Origin of the sequence: Micromonospora sp. (genome assembly GCF_048594385.1) — a bacterium.
Lineage (GTDB): Bacteria > Actinomycetota > Actinomycetes > Mycobacteriales > Micromonosporaceae > Micromonospora > Micromonospora wenchangensis.
The window spans coordinates 1-16,679 of the sequence record NZ_JBMDWU010000556.1; the positions used below are offsets into that span (position 1 = coordinate 1).

Genomic DNA, 16,679 nt, shown 5'->3' on the forward strand with positions numbered 1-16,679 from the left:
CGCGGCCAACGTCGTGCGCACCGCCGTCGAGGCCGGCGCGCCGCGTGGCTACGCCGGCATCGGCCTGGTGGACGACCACGTCACCCTCTGGTGGAAGGGCACCCTGCCCGGTGACGTTGCGGCGGCGGTGGCGACCGCACGCCGTACCGCCCCGGTGGAGGTCGTCGGGGCCACCTACTCCCGCACCGAGCTGAAGAAGGCGGCGGCGAAGCTCACCCCCGTCGTCGACGCCGACCCGAAGGACGCCACGCACGCCGTCCGGCTGCGGACCGACGGCTCCGGGATCGAGGTCGCCGTCGACCCGAAGATCAGCGCCAAGCAGCCGAAGCTGCCGGCGACCGGGGTCAGCACGCGCACCGTCGTCCGCGAGCGGATGGTCGAGCGGTCCCGGTACAACGACTCCGCGCCGTACGACGGCGGCATCGGCATCGGGCTGACCACCTACGCCTGCACCGCCGGCTTCGGCGTCCGCAACCACACCACCAACGTGGGCTACCTGCTCACCGCAGAACACTGCGGCCCCATCGGTCAGCCCTGGCACGTCGGTTGGAACACGAACACCAACAGCGGCACGCTGATCGGCTACTCGGTCGCCAGCAACGACGACCACGACACCATGCTGGTCTCCACCTCCTCGCCGGGCAGCCACATCTACGTCGGCGGGCAGAACGACGAGGTACGCGCCCAGGTGACCGGCTGGACCGAGGTCTTCCCCGGGCAGCTGCTCTGCCAGTCGGGGTACACCTCGGCCGGTGAGATCGGCGGGCCGGTCTGCAACCTGCGGGTCGACTTCCACTACGACGACATCGAGGACCTGGTCGAGGCCACCCAGCTCGACGGCGACGAGTCGGCCCGGGGCGGCGACAGCGGCGGGCCGGTCTACTCGGTCAACGCCAACGGCACCGTCCTCGCGGCGGGCACCACCACCCGGTCGGCCGGTCCCGGCTTCGGCTTCCAGGACTTCGCCACCGCCCGGGACGACTACGGCGACATCCGGCCGGCCACCACCCTGGCGAGCACCTGCCGGGTGTCGTACGTGGTGACCAACTCCTGGAACACCGGCTTCAACGTCAGCGTCACCGTCTACAACGACGGCCCGGCCGTCAACGGCTGGTCGCTCGGCTGGACCTTCCCCGGCAGCCAGCTGGTCCAGGGCCACTGGAACGGTGTCTTCCAGCAGACCGGCGCGGCGGTCACGGTGGGCAACGAGAGCCACAACGCCAGCATCCCGACCAACGGGGCGGTCAGCTTCGGCTTCACCGCCAGCGGGTCCCCCACCGTCCCGGCGCCGTTCACGCTCAACGGCACCACCTGCAACTGACGGGCCCGGCTGCGGTGCAACGCCGCAGCGGATGAGCACCCGAGGGCCCCGCCGGTCTGACCGGCGGGGCCCTCACCCGTGTCGCCGGTCAGCCCGGCCGGTCGCCTCGCCGGAGTGAGCTGTGCTGATGGTTGTCGATATTGCTAGGGCGGGACGGCCGTGCTGGAATGGCTCACAGCACCGCAGCACGGGGGCAACCGCGCTGGGGAACCGGTGTACGCGGGAGCAGCGCGGTGCCGGCCGCACGTCGCCTCGACCGGCGCGTGCCGTCCGCCGGGCCACCGCCACGACGACGGGCAGTCGACCCGCCGGCCGGCAGTTCCACCGGCCCGCCCATCCGGCAGCGATCACCCCCTCATGGAGGACGACCATGCGCAGTTCCCTCGCGGTACTCACCGCGGCCCTGATCCTCGGCGTCACCGCCGGCAGCGTCCCGGCCGGTGTCTCGGACGCCGCCCCGCGCACGTGCCACCGCGACCTGTTGTTCTGCGAGGACTTCGAGCGCCTGCCTCCAGAGGGCCCCAGCACGCTGAAGTGGGGCGTCGACACCCGCCACGGCACGCTCACGGTGGAGCGCGCCAAGCACGGCAACCAGGTGTTGCACGTCCGGACCGTCGACAACGGCCGGGCCTTCCTGCGCGTCGACGACTTCGCCGCGCCGGGCAACCGCTTCTACGGGCGGATGCGGCTGCGCGTGGACGCCTTCCCCACCGCCCCGGACTGGGCGCACTTCACGCTGGTGGAGGCGACCGGCAGCGGCAGCTCGGAGGTCGTCCGCCCGATCGGCGGCCAGTACGCGCCCACCGTCCCCGGCACCTTCTGGGGGGTGGGCGCGGACGGTGGCCCGACCGGCGACTGGACCAACTGGCGGGAGTCGGCCCCGGTCGTCGAGGACACCTGGCAGTGCTTCGAGTGGAAGCTCGACCCGACGGACAACCGGGTCGCGGTGTGGATCGACGGGGTGGCGAACCCGGAGCTGACCGCCTCCACCACCGACCACGGCGGCAACGAGGTCCCGTTCGTCCTGCCGGCGGTGGACACCGTGAAGATCGGCTGGCAGCTCTACCAGGGCGGCACGACGCCTGGCGAGTTCAACCTCTGGATCGACGACATCGCGCTGTCCACCAAGCGGCTCGGCTGCTGACACCCGGCTGCGGCGACCGCCGACGGGCGGGCCGGCCGGGGGCCGAGCGGTCCCCGGCCGGCACCGTCCGATCCGGAGGGTCCGGGGTTCGACTCCGGGCCGGACACGGGTTTCCCGACCGGGTCGGTGGGGGTAGAGACGGCACCGTCCGTCAGTCCACCGTCGAGGAGAGTGTCATGTCGGTACAGGCGTTCCTCTATGTCGTCGCGGTCATCCTGATCGTGCTCGCCGCGCTGCCCATCCCCAGCCGGGGCGTCTCGCTCGCCCTGCTCGGGGCGGCGTGCGCCCTGCTGGCCTACGCCTGGCCGGTGATCACCGGCTGACCGGCGGCGGGTGGTGGTGCGGGCCCAGGTGACTGCGCTCGCCCTCGTGGTCGAGGATGCAGAGGATCTCGGCCGGGCCGTCGTGTGCGCCGAACGCGTGCGGGACCAGGGTGGAGAACTCGGCGGCCTCGTTGGTGCCGACGAGGATCGTCCGCTCGCCGAGGCGCAGGACGATCGTGCCGGACAGCACGGTGAACCAGTCCCGCCCCGGGTGCACCCGCAGGTCGGTCGGGACGTCCCGGGTGATCCGCAGCTTGGCGACCGTCTGGTTGCTGTCCCGGGACAGCAACCAGGTGGTGACGCCCCGGTTCTCGTCGCAGTGCGGGCGGATCACGACGTCGTCGTCGGCGTCGGACTCGACCAGCCGGTCGAGCGTGATGCCCAGCACCCGGGCGATGGTGGCGACCTGGTCCAGGGCGATCCGGCGGTGCCCGGTCTCGATCCGGCTGAGCGTGGAGGGGCTGATCAGGCAGCGTCGGGCCAGTTCCTCCAGCGACCAGCCGCGCGCCAGCCGCAGGCTGCGTACGCGCTGGCGGACCAGGTCCTCCAGATCCCTGTCTTGCTTCATGCGCAAGATGCTATGCCGTAGGGGCATGGCCCGGCTACCGTCGCCGCATGGCACACGACCACCTGATCGAGCTGCTCGACCTGGACGCCGAGGTCCTGCACGACTACTTCCGCGACGTGATCGGCTGGGTCGGCCGGGAGGCCGTCGGGCAGCCCCACGTGGTCGACCTGGGGGCCGGCAGCGGCACGGCCTCCCTCGCCCTCGCCCGGGAGCTGCCCGGTGCCACCGTCACCGCGGTCGACCTCTCCCCGGAGATGCTGGCCCACCTGCGTTCCCGGGCCGACGCCGCCGGGCTGGGCGACCGGATCCGGACCGTGCAGGCCGACCTCGACCGCCCCTGGCCCGACCTCGGGCCGGCCGGGGTGATCTGGGCCGCCGCGTCCCTGCACCACCTGGCCGATCCGGCGACCGCGCTCGCCTCGGCGTTCGGCGCGCTGCAGCCGGACGGGCTGCTGGTGGTCGCCGAGGTGGACGCGTTCCCCCGCTTCCTCACCGGCACGCCGGGCGAGCAGGTGGAGCGGCGGGTGCACGACGAGGCGGCGAAGCGCCGGCACGAGGCGGGCCTGCACATGCACGAGAACTGGGGGGAGCGGATGACGCAGGCCGGCTTCCGTTCGGTGACCGAGCGGCGCTTCGACATCGACCTGCGCCCCCCGCTGCCCGCCGCCGCCGTCCGTTACGCGCAGGTCTCGCTGGGCCGGATGCGGCACGGGCTGGCGGACCGGCTCTCCCCGGCCGACCTCGCCGCCCTCGACGCGGCCGTGGCGGAACTGCCGGGCCGCGACGACCTCGGCGTCCGTACCGAGCGGACGGTCTGGCTGGCCCGCCGCTGAGCACCGGCCCGCGCCGGTCTGACGGTGGACCGGCGCGGGACCGCAGCCGGATCGGTTCCCGCGGCGGCCGGGCGGGTCAGGCGCAGCCGCGGTACTGCAACGCGGCGTCCTTCATGTACGCCCAGAGCGGCAGGCCGTTCCAGTAGTCGTAGGTCAGCGTCCAGCCGTTGCCGGTGTTGCCGGTCGGGCCGGTGACGACCTGCCCGTAACGGCGGGTGCCGTACAGCGTCGACTCGTTGGGCGCGGTGTACATGCCCGCGTAGTCCCAGACGACGGTGAAGCTGCTCGTCGTGCAGGCCGCCTGCGCCGCTCCGGCCGGTGCCAGGGCCGTCAGGGTCGTCGCCGCCACGGCGGCCGCGAGCGTACGCAGCAGATGTCGCCGAATGGCCATCGTGTCCTCCGCTGGATCGTCGGGGATGTATCTGTCTCTCGGAGGCTAGACCATCAGCCGTCGGCCGGGGGGCGATCACCGCCGCCCTCCCGCGCGGGCGGTCCGCCGCGCCGGTGCCGCCATTTCCGATCAATTATTCCGATGGCGGTTGACCATTCAACATCTGCCCTGGCAGAAATTGCCGCAGCGTGCTGCGTGCCCGCATTCGCCGTTATCGAGAATGTCGGAGGCGAGAATCCCACGAGTCCTTGCCGGATGACAACTTCACTTGACCGTCATCAATTCCAGCGTTAACGTGTGTTAAGGCTGGAGGTCGTACGGCGGGCCTGACATGATGGCAGTCCGGCAGTGCGACAGGCCCGGTGGCGAGCGTCGGCCGCCCCGCCCGGGACGGCGCAGAGAGCCGGGCGACAGCCACCGAAAATTGCTCTGAATGCCTCCCCGTGCCCCCTCGCGGCGCGGGCCGGCATGCTGCGGTAGAGCGCCGGCACATTGTCGGCGAACCACCGCGGAAAAGATCGGGCAGCGGTCCCCGAATTGCGGTGACGCGCGTCCCGCGAAAGCACCGCACATTATCGACCGCGACGGAAGAAGCTGGTGGAAAACCGTGAAGCTCCTGATGGTCGCCATGCCCTGGCAGGGTCTCGACACCCCGTCCAGCGCGCTGGGAATCCTGGGGCAGTGTGTCCGCAGGCACGCCGCCAACTGGGAGATCGACGAACTGTACGCCAACCTCCGGTGGGCCGAGCACCTGCTCGTCGAGAGCGGCGGCACCCTCACGCCGACCGACTACGGCAACGTGGCGGACCAGGTGTTCCACGGCGTCGGCGACTGGGTCTTCACCCCGGCGCTGTACGACATCGACAGCTACCGGGTCCCCGAGTTCGCCGAGTTCCTCAGGCAGCGCGGCGTGGACCCGGACGCCCCCGTCGCGATGCAGCGGTACGCCCGCGGGTTCGTCCGACGGCTCGCCGAACAGATCGCCGCCGACCCTCCTGACCTGGTCGGCTTCACCAGCACCTTCATGCAGAACGTGCCCTCCCTGGCATTGGCGCGGGAGCTGAAGCGACTCGTGCCGGGCATCCGTACGGCGATGGGCGGCAGCAACTGCGACGGGCTCCAGGGCCCGGCGTTGCACCGCAACTTCCCCCAACTCGACTTCGTGCTCAGCGGCGAGGGCGAACGTTCGCTGCCCATGCTGCTCGACCGGATCGCCTCGGGCGCCGACCTCGCGGACGTGCCGGGGCTGAGCTGGCGGCACGAGGGGCGGACGGTGGTGAATCCGCCGGCACGCGGCGCGCTGCCGTTCGCGATGGTGCCCGCGCCCAACTACGACAGCTACTTCCGGGCCCTGGCGGAGACGTCGTTCGCACCCCAGGTCCGGCCGATGGTGGTCCTGGAGACCTCGCGGGGCTGCTGGTGGGGCGAGGTCCACCAGTGCACCTTCTGCGGGCTGAACGGGTCGAACATCGACTTCCGCAGCAAGGCCCCCGACCGCATCGCCGGTGAGGTGGTGGAACTGGCGCAGCGGTACCGGGTCCTGGACCTGATCATGGTCGACAACATCCTCGACATGAAGTACCTGAACACGGCCATTCCGGCGATGGCCGCCCTCGACTGCGACCTGCGGGTGCACTACGAGATCAAGTCCAACATGACCCGGGACCAGTTGCGCGCCCTGAAACAGGCGAACGTCACCTACGTACAGCCCGGCATCGAGAGCCTCAGCAGCCACGTGCTGCGCCTGATGGACAAGGGCGTCAGCGCCGCGCACAACGTCCGGATGCTGCGCGACGGTCACGACCTCGGCCTCAACGTCACCTGGAACATCCTCTACGGCTTCCCCGGTGAGACCGAGGACGACTACCGGCGGCTGCTGGGCAAGTTCGCCACCCTGGAACACCTCCAACCGCCGACCGGGGCCTGGCGGATAGCGCTGGAACGCTTCAGCCCCTACTTCGAGGACCCGACCCAGGGGTTCATGTACCGCCGGCCGGCCGAGATATACGACTTCATCTACCAGGTCCCGCGCGACGAGCTGTACGACCTGGTCTATCTCTTCGACACCCGCGACCAGGGCATCGTCGGCCCGATCGAGGACGAGCTGAAGCAGGGCGTCGAACGCTGGGCGCAGGCGTACCGGGGCGGTGACCTGTCCTACCGGGTCGACGACCGGGGGCGGGTGACCATCGAGGACCGCCGGGCCAGCTGGCCCGAGGAGACGATCGAGCTGGACGACGTCCACAGCAACGTCTACCTCGGCATGTTCCAGGTCGCCGGCCGGGCGGGCATCGCCCGACGGCTCGCCGACAGCGGGCACCCCGTCACCGCCGACGGGCTCGACCGGATGCTCCGCTGGTTCGTCGACCGGGGCCTGGCCTTCGAGGACGAGGAACGGTACGTCGCCGTCGCACTCGACGTCGACCCGTACCGGCGGAAGCTGATCGACGGCAGGGAGGTGGTGGCGTCCCGATGAGCACGTCACTGACGATCGACGACCTGCGGGCCCCCGGCACACCCGTCCCGGCGGGCGGGCGGCCGGCCACGCTCACCCTCGACCCGGCGGAGCTGCCCACCAGCGGGGAGTTCGTGGAGCTGCTGACCCGGGTCCCCGTCGGCGGGGTACGGCTGGCCGAACCCGTCGACCTGTCCACACTGCCCGACCGGACCGCCGCGCGGATCGTCGCGTTGCTGCGCGAGTGCTCCTCGATCGGCGTACCGGTCACCTGGTCGCTGGTCCTGGACGCGCAGCGGCGGCACCTCGTGCGGCACCTCGACCACCTGCCCGCCCCCATGCGGGCGACGGTGCGCGGCAGCGGGACCACGGCGGTCGACGGGTGGCGCTCCACCCGGACGTTCGGCCTGCTCCACTTCCGTCGGGGCCCGGGGTTCCTGGCCGTCGTCGACCAGCGTCACCGGCCCGTGCGCCGGCTGGTCCTGGACGACCCCACCCGGATCGACGTCTTCCTCCGGGCGTTGCCGGGCTGCCCGTGGGCCGAGCTGACCGCCGGGCCGGCCGAGGCCGACGCCGCCCGCCGGCTGGTGGACGACGGGCTGCTGCTGCGCCTCGGCGACCACTGCGTGACCCTGCCGGTGCACATGCGTTCGTGGCCGCTGGGCGCGGCCCTGCTGGGTGGCACCCTGGCCTCGGCCGGGAAGAAGCGCGACGACGCGACCGACGCGGACCCCGCCCCGGGCGGGCCGGGCGACCTGCCCCGGGCGGTCCGGTTCGCTCCCGCCGCCGCGCGCCGTTTCGTCGCCGACGCCGTACGGGAATACCGGCGGTGTCTGGACAGCCGGGACGCCGACGGGGTGCCCCACCACCCGCCCCGCGCGTCGGCGCTGCTGTTCGGGCAGGTGGACGACGCCGCGATCACCGTCACCGACATCGAGTTCGTGCCGAACGTCCGGGGGCGGGACGAGAGCGTCATCGCCGAGTTCGAGGAGCGGATCGCCCCCCGCTTCGGCGAGGTCTACCGGGACACCGAACGCGGGTTCTGGTGCGCCGACGAGGGGGTGCTGCAGGCCATCAAACAGCACTCCGTGCACGGTCGGGAACTGCTCGGCTCGGTGCACTCCCACCCGAACTGGCACGAGATCGGTCCACCGCACGAACGTCGGCAACGGCTCAGCGAGCAGCCCACCGGCATGGACGAGTACCTGTTCCGCCAGTCCGGCTGGCCGGTGAACGTGATCTGGTACGTCCGGGCCAGCGGTGACCGGCTGATCCACCGGGTGGCGGGCTGGCGGCCCGGACCGCAGGGGTGCGAGCCGCTGGACGTACGCCTGCCGGCGGAGCTGCGTACCGAGATCGAGATCGAGTTCCCACCCTGACCACCGCGCCGCGACCGCGCCGGTGACGTCAGGAAACCTGTCCAGGAGGTAACCCAGTCATGTCCGAATCTGCCCACGGCACCGGCACACCGTCGCCGGCGCCCGTCGTGACCGTCAAGGTCCCGGCGGCCTTCCACGCGTTGACCGGCGGTCGGCGGCTGTTCTCCGTCGAGGGCGACAGCATCCGCGAGGTGCTCGTCCGGCTCGACCGCGCCGCCCCGGGGCTGCTCGACAAGATCGTGGACGGGGACCAGCGGGTCAAGCGCTACGTCAACGTCTACCTCAACGACGACGACATCAGGGGCCTGGACGGCCTGGAGACGAAGGTCGGCCGGGACGACCTGGTCTGGATCATCCCGGCGGTGGCCGGTGGCAGCGGCGAGCCGGGAGGTCGGGGGTCGCGATGACGGAGGTGCTGCCCACGACGTACTTCACCGATCCGGGGGACTCGCCCCACGCGGCGACGACGGAGCTGCGCTCCCGGTGCCCGGTGCACCGGATGGACGTCCCGCCCGGTGCCGAGGCGTACGCCGTCCTCGCGAACCGGGTCGTCGAGGAGGCGTTCGGCGATCCACGCCTGTCCAAGCAGATCGAGAACCTGCCCGCCCGGTACCGGGACAAGGCGGCGACCAACAGCCTGCTGGTCGTCGGCAACCTGGGCTTCGCCGACCCGCCGAAGCACACCCGGCTCAAGAAGCCGATCAGCCGCGCGTTCCTGCCCGCCGTGGTCGCCCGGCTCCGGCCACGCATCCAGGCCGTCGTGGACGACCTCATCGACGCGTTCCCCGACGGCGGCGAGATCGACCTGGTGACCGCGTTCGCACTGCCGTTGCCGCTCATCGTCATCTGCGAGTACCTGGGCATCCCGGTGCAGGACCGGCCGCTGTTCCAGCGGTGGAGCTACGTGCTCAGCCAGGACCCGTTGCAGCACGCGGAGAGCGAGCTGAAGGCGGCGAGCGACGAGTTCTCCGACTACTTCACCGCCCTGGTGGCGCAGCGGCGGGCGAACCTCGGCACCGACCTGCTGAGCGAACTCGTCCGGGCCCGGGACGAGGACGCGCTCACCGACCGGGAGCTGCTGTCGACGATCCTGCTGCTGATCATCGCCGGGCACAAGACGGTCGCGAACATGGTCGGCAACGGCACCCTGCTGCTGCTGCGGCACCCCGACCAGCTCGCGATGCTGCGCGCCGACCCCGACCTGATCCCCGGGGCGATCGAGGAGATCCTGCGCTACGAGGGGTCGGCGGGCTGGGCCTCGCTGCGGGTCGCCACCCGGGACATGTGCCTCGGCGGGGTGGACATCGCCCGGGGCAGCTTCGTGCACCTGTCGCTCTCCGCCGCCGGCCACGATCCCGAGGTGTACGACGACCCGGAACGGTTCGACGTCACCCGGTCGCCGAACCGGCACCTGTCCTTCGGCCACGGCACACACTTCTGCATCGGGGCCCCGCTGGCCCGGCTCCAGGGCGAGATCGCCTTCGCCACCCTGCTGCGCCGCCTGCCGGAACTCGCCCTCGCGGTGCCCTCCGAGAAGGTCGTCTGGGTGGCGGACAGCTCGCTGAGCCGGGGCCTGGAGGCGCTCCCCCTGCGGGTCGGCAGGCGGCTGCCCCGATGACGGCCCGGTCGCGGGTGGACGCCGGTGCGGGTCGTACCGACGCCGGGCCGGCGGGCGGGGACGGTCCGCCGGTGGGCGCGAGCATCGCCGTGGTCGGGGCCGGCGGCGTGGGCGGGTACCTCGGTGGCCGCCTCGCCGCCGCCGGGCACGACGTCCGGTTCCTCGCCCGGGGTACGACCCTCGCCGCGCTGCGTCGCACGGGGCTGCGGGTCACCGGCGACGCGGGGGACTGGGTGGCTCCGGCGCTGCGCGCGTCGGACGACCCGCACGACCTCGGTCCCGTCGACTACGTGCTGCTCTGCGTCAAGACCCCGCACCTGCCCCCGGCCCTGGACGCGCTGGACCCACTGGTCGGCCCGGACACCGCGGTGGTCACCGTGCAGAACGGGGTCGAGGCGCCGGAGCAGGTGGCGGCCCGGCTCGGCCGTGCCCGGGTGCTGCCCGGCCTGGCCCGGGTGGTCGCCACCCCCGTCGCGCCGGGCGAGGTGCGCTACCACGGTCCGCCTGGCGCGTTGGGCTTCGCGGAGTGGGACGGCGGCGCGTCCGACCGGGTGTTCCGCCTGCGCGGGCTGCTGCGCGGGGCGGGGGTGGACGTGCTGGAACCGGCCGACATCTGGGCCGCACTGTGGGCGAAGTTCCTGCTGGTGGTGCCGGTCGGCAGCCTCGGCGCGGCCACCGGCGGGGCGACGGTCGGCGAACTCCGTTCCCGCCCCGGCACCCGCCGGATGCTGGTCACGGGCATGCGCGAGATATACGAGACCGGAATTGCGCTCGGAATCGCGCTGCCGCCGGACGCGCCGGATACGGCGGTGGCGCTGATGGACCGGCAACCGGCGGACAGCACCACCTCGCTGCAAAGGGACATCCTCGCCGGGAGACTGTCGGAGTTCGATGCCTGGACGGGTGCCGTCGTCCGACTGGCCGGGCGGGCCGGACGGCCGGCGCCGCTGCACGGGATGCTGCACGAACTGCTCGCCACGCGCATATCCCGGACCGTCGGGCAGAAGTGAGGGCGGGCCGTCCGTCGGGTCCGGGCCAACGGCCGAGGTCAGTTCGGTGGCGTCCGCCCGGGGGAGCGTGACGCCGTTTCGGATCGGGGTCCCTTTGCCGTTCCCCGATGCGCTCGCCGTGCAATCATGGCGTCGAGACCGACCCTTCAGGAGATCCTGTGAATACCGCCGTACCCCAGACCGAAGACGCCGGTGCCGCTGCCTGCGCCGGGCCGGCCGATGCGCTCGGGACGTCCGCCGCGCAGGCCCGCAGCGCCGTGCTGGAGGAGCTGATCCGCACGGACCCGGGGCGGTTCCGGGTGCTCACCGGTGACCGCCCCACGGGCCGCCTGCACCTCGGTCACTTCTTCGGCACGCTGCACAACCGGGTCCGGCTCCAGGAACTCGGGGTGGAGTTGTTCGTGGTCATCGCGGACTACCAGGTCCTCACCGACCGCGACGTGGCGGACAATCTGCTCCAGCACGTCGAGGAACTGGTGCTGGACTACCTGGCCATCGGCGTGGACCCGGCCCGCAGCACGATCTTCACGCACGGGGCGGTGCCGGCACTCAACCAGTTGATGCTGCCGTTTCTCAGTCTCGTCTCGGTGTCGGAACTCAACCGCAATCCCACCGTCAAGGACGAGATCGCGCACTCGCGGCAGTCCGCCGTCAGCGGGTTGATGTTCACCTATCCCGTCCACCAGGCCGCCGACATCCTGTTCTGCAAGGCGAATCTGGTTCCGGTCGGCCAGGACCAACTTCCGCACCTCGAACTCACCCGGACGATCGCCCGTCGTTTCAACGACCGGTACGGCGCCGGTTCGGTGGTGTTCCCCCAGCCCGACGCGTTGTTGTCGAGCGCCCCGCTGCTGCTCGGCACGGACGGCACCAAGATGAGCAAGAGCCGGAACAACGCCATCACGCTCGCCGCCACCGTCGACGAGACCGCCCGGCTGGTCAAGGGGGCGAAGACGGACTCGGAGCGGCACATCAGCTACGACCCGGCCACCCGCCCGGAGGTGTCGTCGCTGCTGCTGCTGGCGGCCCTGTGCCAGGGGCGCAGCCCGGAGCAGGTGGCCGCCGACATCGGGTCGGCGGGGGCGGCGGCGCTCAAGAAGGTCGTCACCGAGTCGGTCAACGAGTACCTGGCCCCGATCCGCGCCCGTCGGGCCGAGTACGGGCAGGACCGGGCCCACCTGCGGGCCGTCCTGAGCGAGGGCAACGAGCGGGCGCGGGCGGTGGCCGATGCCACCCTGACCGAGGTACGGGCGGCGATGAACACCTGCTACTGACGCCGGCCGGGCCGGCCCCCGGGTGGGGGCCGGTCACGTCGTCGACGGCAGCGCCCGTGCTCAGGCCTTGCGGGCCACCCCACCGACGATCGTGTGGTAGGTGGCGGTCTGCCTGGTGTCCTCCTCGCCGTCCGGGTGCCACTCGGCCAGCGGGACCAGCCCGGGCGGGACCAGCTCCAGGTCGCCGAAGAAGCCGAGGATCTCGTCCCGGGTACGCCACCGGCCGGTGCCCAGCGTCTCGTTGAAGACCTTCTCCACCGCCCGCGCCTTCGCCGAGACCTCCGGCTGGGCCGCACCCGGGTCGTAGAAGTGCGAGATGGCCAGGTAGCTGCCGGAGGGGAGGGCGTCGATCAGCCGGCGGGCCACCCCGGCGGGGTCGTCGTCGTCGTGCAGGTGGTGCAGGATCGCCAGGAGCAGCAGCCCGACCGGCTGGTCGAAGTCGATCAGCTTGCGGTCGCGCATCTCCGCCAGCAGCTCGTCCGGCTGCCGCACGTCGGCCCCGACCACGGTGGTGGTCCGGGCGTCGGCGAGCAGGGCGCGTCCGTGGGCGAGGGCCATCGGGTCGTTGTCCACGTAGACCACCCGGGCGTCCGGGTCGACCTGGTGGGCGATCTCGTGCACGTTGCCCCGGGTGGGCAGGCCGGAGCCGAGGTCGAGGAACTGGCGGATGCCGGCTTCGGCGGCCAGGTAGCGGACCGACCGGCGCAGGAAGGCCCGGCAGGCCCGCCCGGCCTCCGGACCGTCCGGGGTCACCTGCATCGCCATCTGGGCGGCTTCCCGGTCGACCGCGAAGTTGTCCTTGCCGCCGAGGTAGTAGTCGTACACCCGGGCGATGCTGGGTCGGGTCGTGTCGACGCCCGGCGGCGCCGCCTTGTCGCTCGTCAACGCTTCGATCCCTCCGAACAGGGCCATGGTCGGTGAATACTGGCGGGGAGACCACGACACCCATGGCTGCCGAACCGGTGCCGGCCCACGACGTGGGTCGGATCTGCCCTGAGGGTAGATGAGCGCGCTCCCAACGTCGATTCCGCCTCTGTCGGTAACGCGGCAGGTGGGCACGAATCGGAACCGTCGTCGCGCCCCGTGGCCCGTTCGGGGTCCACAGTCGACCCGTCCACGATGGTCGCTGACGGATCGTCGTACCGGCGGCGGCGACAGGTCTTCCCGGAACGGCCGGACGGCCCTCGGGGGACTCCATCGACCGGTCCCGATCAGCATGTGGACTCCGTCGACGGTCGGCGTCCGGGGGCGGCGGACAATCGAGCCACATTGACCAGCATCTTAGTGAGAAATCCGGATCCCGGCCGGGATCGGCGGATCGTCACCCATGCGGTGCGGTGGTTCCTAATTTATGCTCCCCATGATGCATCGATACCGGTAGATCGATTTCGGTGCCACCACCCCGCGACCGCCGACGACGGCGGGTCCGTTCGCCGATCGGAGTTCCCGATGGTCCTGCAACCGGCCGCCACCGCGCTGGCCAGCCTTCTGCTCGCCCTGCCCGCCGCCGTCCCGGCGGGCCCCGGCACCGCGCCCGCGCCGTCCCTGCGGGCCGCCCTGTCGACCGGGCAGTCCGCCACCCTGGCCGGCCCACCCGGCGCACCGCCCGGTGTCTGCCCGGCCGGCACCGGCTACGGCCCGCCGCTGCCGTCGACCTCGGTCACGGCCACGAAGATCCGGGGCGGGTTCGCGTTCCTGGAGGGGCCCGTCTGGATCGCCGACCGGGGCTACCTGCTCTTCTCCGACATGGCCGCGCCGACCGGGTCGGAGAACGTCCAGCCGTCGACGATCCGGCGGTTCACCCCGCCGGCCACCTTCGACACGTTCCTCGGCAACGCCGGCAGCAACGGGCTCGCGCTCACCCCCGACGGGCAGCAGCTCGTCGCCGCCACGCACGACCAGCGCAGCGTCTCGACGTACCGGCTCGACAACCTGGCCCGGGGGGTCGTCGCCGGCAACTACCAGGGCCGGGCGTTCAACTCGCCCAACGACGTGGCGGTCCGCTCGGACGGTGTCGTCTACTTCACCGACCCCAACTTCCAGCGGGGCAACCGGCCCGATCAGATGAGCGGGCGGACCAGCGTCTTCCGCGTCTCCGGCGGCCAGGTGTCGCTGGTCGACGACGCGCTGCGCCAGCCCAACGGCATCGCGCTCTCCCCGGACGGCAGCACCCTCTACGTCGGCGCCTACGGCGAGAACAAGATCTACAAGTACGCCGTCCAGCCCGACGGCAGCACCGGCCCCCGCAGCGTGTTCGTCAACTACGTCGGCGGCCCGGACGGCGGCACGATCGACTGCGCCGGCAACGTCTACTGGACCTCCGGCGGCGACGGGCTGGTGCACGTCTACTCGCCCACGGGCAGCCAGCTCGGCACGATCCGCTCCGGCGTGAGCGGCACCACCAACGTGGCGTTCGGCGGGTCCGACCGGCGCACCCTCTTCGTCACCTCGGGCCGGACGAACGACTCCGGCCTGTACAGCGTGCGGCTCAACGTGCCCGGCTACCCGTACTGACCCACCCGGCTTCCAGGAAGGGACCTATCGCGTGCGATCCAGTCTTCGCCATCCCCGTCGCGTCGTCGGCCTCGCGCTGCTGACCAGCGCCTGCACCGTCCTGGCCGGCGCACCCGTCACCGCCGGCCCACCGACCACGCCGGGCGGGACGACCCTCGTCCGGGCCGCCGCCGACACCCGGCCGCCCACCGCGCCGGGCTACCTGCGCAGCACCCGGCTGACCTGTCAGTCGGTCACGCTCGCCTGGTCGGCGTCCCGGGACGACGTCGGGGTCGCGTACTACGACATCTACCACGACGGCCAACTGGTCACCTCGGTCGCCGGCAACACGCTCACCGCCACCCTCACCGTGGCGCAGGGCGTCACCTGGGGGTGGTACGTCAACGCCCGGGACGCCGCCGGCAACGTGTCGCAGGCCAGTGCCACGCTCTCCGTGACGCCGCCGTTCTGCCAGTCGGACACCCAGCGGCCCACCACCCCGACCAACCTCGCCGCCACCGCCAACGGCACCGACGTGACCCTGACCTGGACGGCGTCCACCGACAACGTGGCGGTCACCCGGTACGACATCCTGCGCGGCGGGGTGACGGTCGGCTCGGTCACCGGCACGGCCGGCAACCCGCCGGCGACCTCGTTCACCGACACCGGGCTGGCCGCCGACACCGAGTACCGCTACACGGTCGTCGCCCGGGACGCGCAGGGCAACACCTCCACGGCGAGCAGCGCGGTGACCGTGCGTACCGGGTCGGCCTGCACCAGTGCGGTCTGCGGCACCACGGTGGTCACCACCGAGCGGGACCTGCCGTGGGGGCTGGTGCAACTGCCCGACGGCACGGTGCTCTACGGCCGGCGTGACCTGTTCGACGTCGTCGCGATGAACCCGGACGGCAGCAACAAGCGCAGCATCGGCACGGTGCCCAACGTGGCCGGCACCAACGGCGAGGGCGGGGTGCTCGGGCTGGCCGTGTCGTCGAGCTTCACCACCGACCGGTGGCTGTACATCTACCACACCACCACGACCGACAACCGGATCGTCCGCATCCGCTACGACGGCACGTTGCAGACCGGCACGGTACAGGTGCTGCTGACCGGTATCCCGCGCAACAAGTACCACAACGGCGGGCGGCTGCGGTTCGGCCCGGACGGGATGCTCTCCGCCGCCCCCGGCGACGGGCAGAGCCCGGACCGTGCCCAGGACGTCAACGACCTGGGCGGCAAGGTGCTGCGGATCCGCCCCGACGGCACCGTGCCGTCGGACAACCCGTTCGGCAACGCGGTCTGGAGCTACGGGCACCGCAACCCGCAGGGGCTGGCGTTCGACTCCCGGGGCCGGCTCTTCGAGCAGGAGTTCGGCAACAACGTCATGGACGAGACCAACATCATCGTCCGGGGCGGCAACTACGGGTGGCCGGCCTGCGAGGGCACCACGGGCAGCTGCGCCAACCCCAACTTCATCGCCCCGATCCGCACCTACCCGGTGGCCGAGGCGTCGTGCAGCGGCCTGGCCATCGTCCGGGACGTGCTCTACCTCGGCTGCCTGCGGGGCAACCGGATGTACCGGGCGGTGATCAGCGGGAACACCCTCACCGACGTGCAGCAGTACTTCGTCGGCACGTACAGCCGGCTGCGGACCGTCGAGCCGACCCTCGACGGGAACCTGTGGCTGACCACGAGCACCGGCGGTGACAAGGACAGCATCCCCAACAACAGCAACGAGCGGATCCTCAAGGTGACCCTGGGCAGGTAGCCGGGCCTGCTAGGCGTACCGGCCGCCGCGACGGCACACCGTCCGGCCGCGACCGGCCCACCGCCTGCGGTGCGGTCGCCGACCACCCCGGTCGGCGACCGC

The 16,679-nt window shown here is 71.9% G+C and carries 15 protein-coding genes; 12 read left to right on the forward strand and 3 right to left on the reverse strand.

What is annotated here, in order from left to right; translation table 11 throughout:
• The 3 genes from ACOJTC_RS29545 to ACOJTC_RS29555 all read left to right on the forward strand — a co-directional run.
• Window positions 1-1,321 (forward strand): cellulose binding domain-containing protein (locus ACOJTC_RS29545; RefSeq protein ID WP_420119334.1); only part of this gene is annotated, 1,321 nt, incomplete at its 5' end.
• A gap of 370 nt (window positions 1,322-1,691) precedes the next feature.
• Entirely contained in the window at window positions 1,692-2,465 is a 774-nt protein-coding gene (locus ACOJTC_RS29550; protein ID WP_420119335.1) for a hypothetical protein, read from the forward strand.
• Between the two features lie 176 nt (window positions 2,466-2,641).
• Window positions 2,642-2,788 (forward strand): hypothetical protein, encoded by a 147-nt coding sequence (locus ACOJTC_RS29555; protein ID WP_204925343.1) that lies wholly within the window; start codon window positions 2,642-2,644, stop codon window positions 2,786-2,788.
• On the opposite strand, the gene ACOJTC_RS29560 is transcribed toward ACOJTC_RS29555, so the two are convergent.
• Entirely contained in the window at window positions 2,778-3,356 is a 579-nt protein-coding gene (locus ACOJTC_RS29560) for a helix-turn-helix transcriptional regulator (protein ID WP_088642285.1), read from the reverse strand. The two genes, ACOJTC_RS29555 and ACOJTC_RS29560, sit on opposite strands and share 11 nt — an antisense overlap.
• Before the next feature lie 47 nt (window positions 3,357-3,403).
• Between ACOJTC_RS29560 and ACOJTC_RS29565 the strand changes: the two genes are divergently transcribed.
• Window positions 3,404-4,189, forward strand: a complete 786-nt coding sequence (locus ACOJTC_RS29565; RefSeq protein WP_420119336.1) for a class I SAM-dependent methyltransferase — start codon at window positions 3,404-3,406, stop codon at window positions 4,187-4,189.
• 76 nt (window positions 4,190-4,265) lie between these two features.
• Here the strand turns inward: ACOJTC_RS29565 and ACOJTC_RS29570 are convergent, their stop codons facing one another.
• On the reverse strand, window positions 4,266-4,580 hold the full coding sequence (locus ACOJTC_RS29570; RefSeq protein ID WP_420119337.1) for a hypothetical protein: 315 nt from the start codon (window positions 4,578-4,580) through the stop codon (window positions 4,266-4,268).
• 607 nt (window positions 4,581-5,187) lie between these two features.
• On the opposite strand from ACOJTC_RS29570, the gene ACOJTC_RS29575 reads away from it, so the two are divergent.
• The 6 genes from ACOJTC_RS29575 (at window position 5,188) to trpS (ending at window position 12,316) form a co-directional block, all read left to right on the forward strand.
• On the forward strand, window positions 5,188-7,056 hold the full coding sequence (locus tag ACOJTC_RS29575) for a RiPP maturation radical SAM C-methyltransferase (protein ID WP_420119338.1): 1,869 nt from the start codon (window positions 5,188-5,190) through the stop codon (window positions 7,054-7,056).
• The gene (locus ACOJTC_RS29580) at window positions 7,053-8,414 is read left to right on the forward strand and encodes a DUF5825 family protein (RefSeq protein ID WP_420119339.1); all 1,362 of its coding nucleotides are present in this window, start codon (window positions 7,053-7,055) and stop codon (window positions 8,412-8,414) included. Before ACOJTC_RS29575 ends, ACOJTC_RS29580 begins: the two co-directional genes overlap by 4 nt.
• A gap of 107 nt (window positions 8,415-8,521) precedes the next feature.
• Entirely contained in the window at window positions 8,522-8,821 is a 300-nt protein-coding gene (locus ACOJTC_RS29585) for a MoaD/ThiS family protein (RefSeq protein WP_420119340.1), read from the forward strand.
• Window positions 8,818-10,032, forward strand: coding sequence for a cytochrome P450 family protein (locus tag ACOJTC_RS29590; RefSeq protein ID WP_420119341.1), 1,215 nt, complete (start codon window positions 8,818-8,820; stop codon window positions 10,030-10,032). The genes ACOJTC_RS29585 and ACOJTC_RS29590 overlap by 4 nt, the downstream gene beginning before the upstream one ends.
• Window positions 10,029-11,042, forward strand: a complete 1,014-nt coding sequence (locus ACOJTC_RS29595) for a 2-dehydropantoate 2-reductase (protein WP_420119342.1) — start codon at window positions 10,029-10,031, stop codon at window positions 11,040-11,042. The genes ACOJTC_RS29590 and ACOJTC_RS29595 overlap by 4 nt, the downstream gene beginning before the upstream one ends.
• Window positions 11,043-11,299: 257 nt before the next feature.
• A complete protein-coding gene (gene trpS / locus ACOJTC_RS29600; RefSeq protein ID WP_420119345.1) occupies window positions 11,300-12,316 on the forward strand; it encodes a tryptophan--tRNA ligase in 1,017 nt (338 codons plus the stop codon).
• Window positions 12,317-12,376: 60 nt separating this feature from the next.
• Here trpS and ACOJTC_RS29605 read toward each other — a convergent pair whose 3' ends face one another.
• Window positions 12,377-13,228, reverse strand: a complete 852-nt coding sequence (locus tag ACOJTC_RS29605; protein WP_420119343.1) for an SAM-dependent methyltransferase — start codon at window positions 13,226-13,228, stop codon at window positions 12,377-12,379.
• Window positions 13,229-13,765: 537 nt separating this feature from the next.
• Between ACOJTC_RS29605 and ACOJTC_RS29610 the strand changes: the two genes are divergently transcribed.
• Window positions 13,766-14,830, forward strand: a complete 1,065-nt coding sequence (locus ACOJTC_RS29610; protein WP_204925334.1) for an SMP-30/gluconolactonase/LRE family protein — start codon at window positions 13,766-13,768, stop codon at window positions 14,828-14,830.
• A 31-nt stretch (window positions 14,831-14,861) separates the two neighbouring features.
• Window positions 14,862-16,577 carry a PQQ-dependent sugar dehydrogenase gene (locus ACOJTC_RS29615; RefSeq protein ID WP_420119344.1) on the forward strand — a complete coding sequence of 572 codons (1,716 nt, stop codon included), beginning with the start codon at window positions 14,862-14,864 and terminating at the stop codon, window positions 16,575-16,577.
• Window positions 16,578-16,679: the final 102 nt, after the last annotated feature.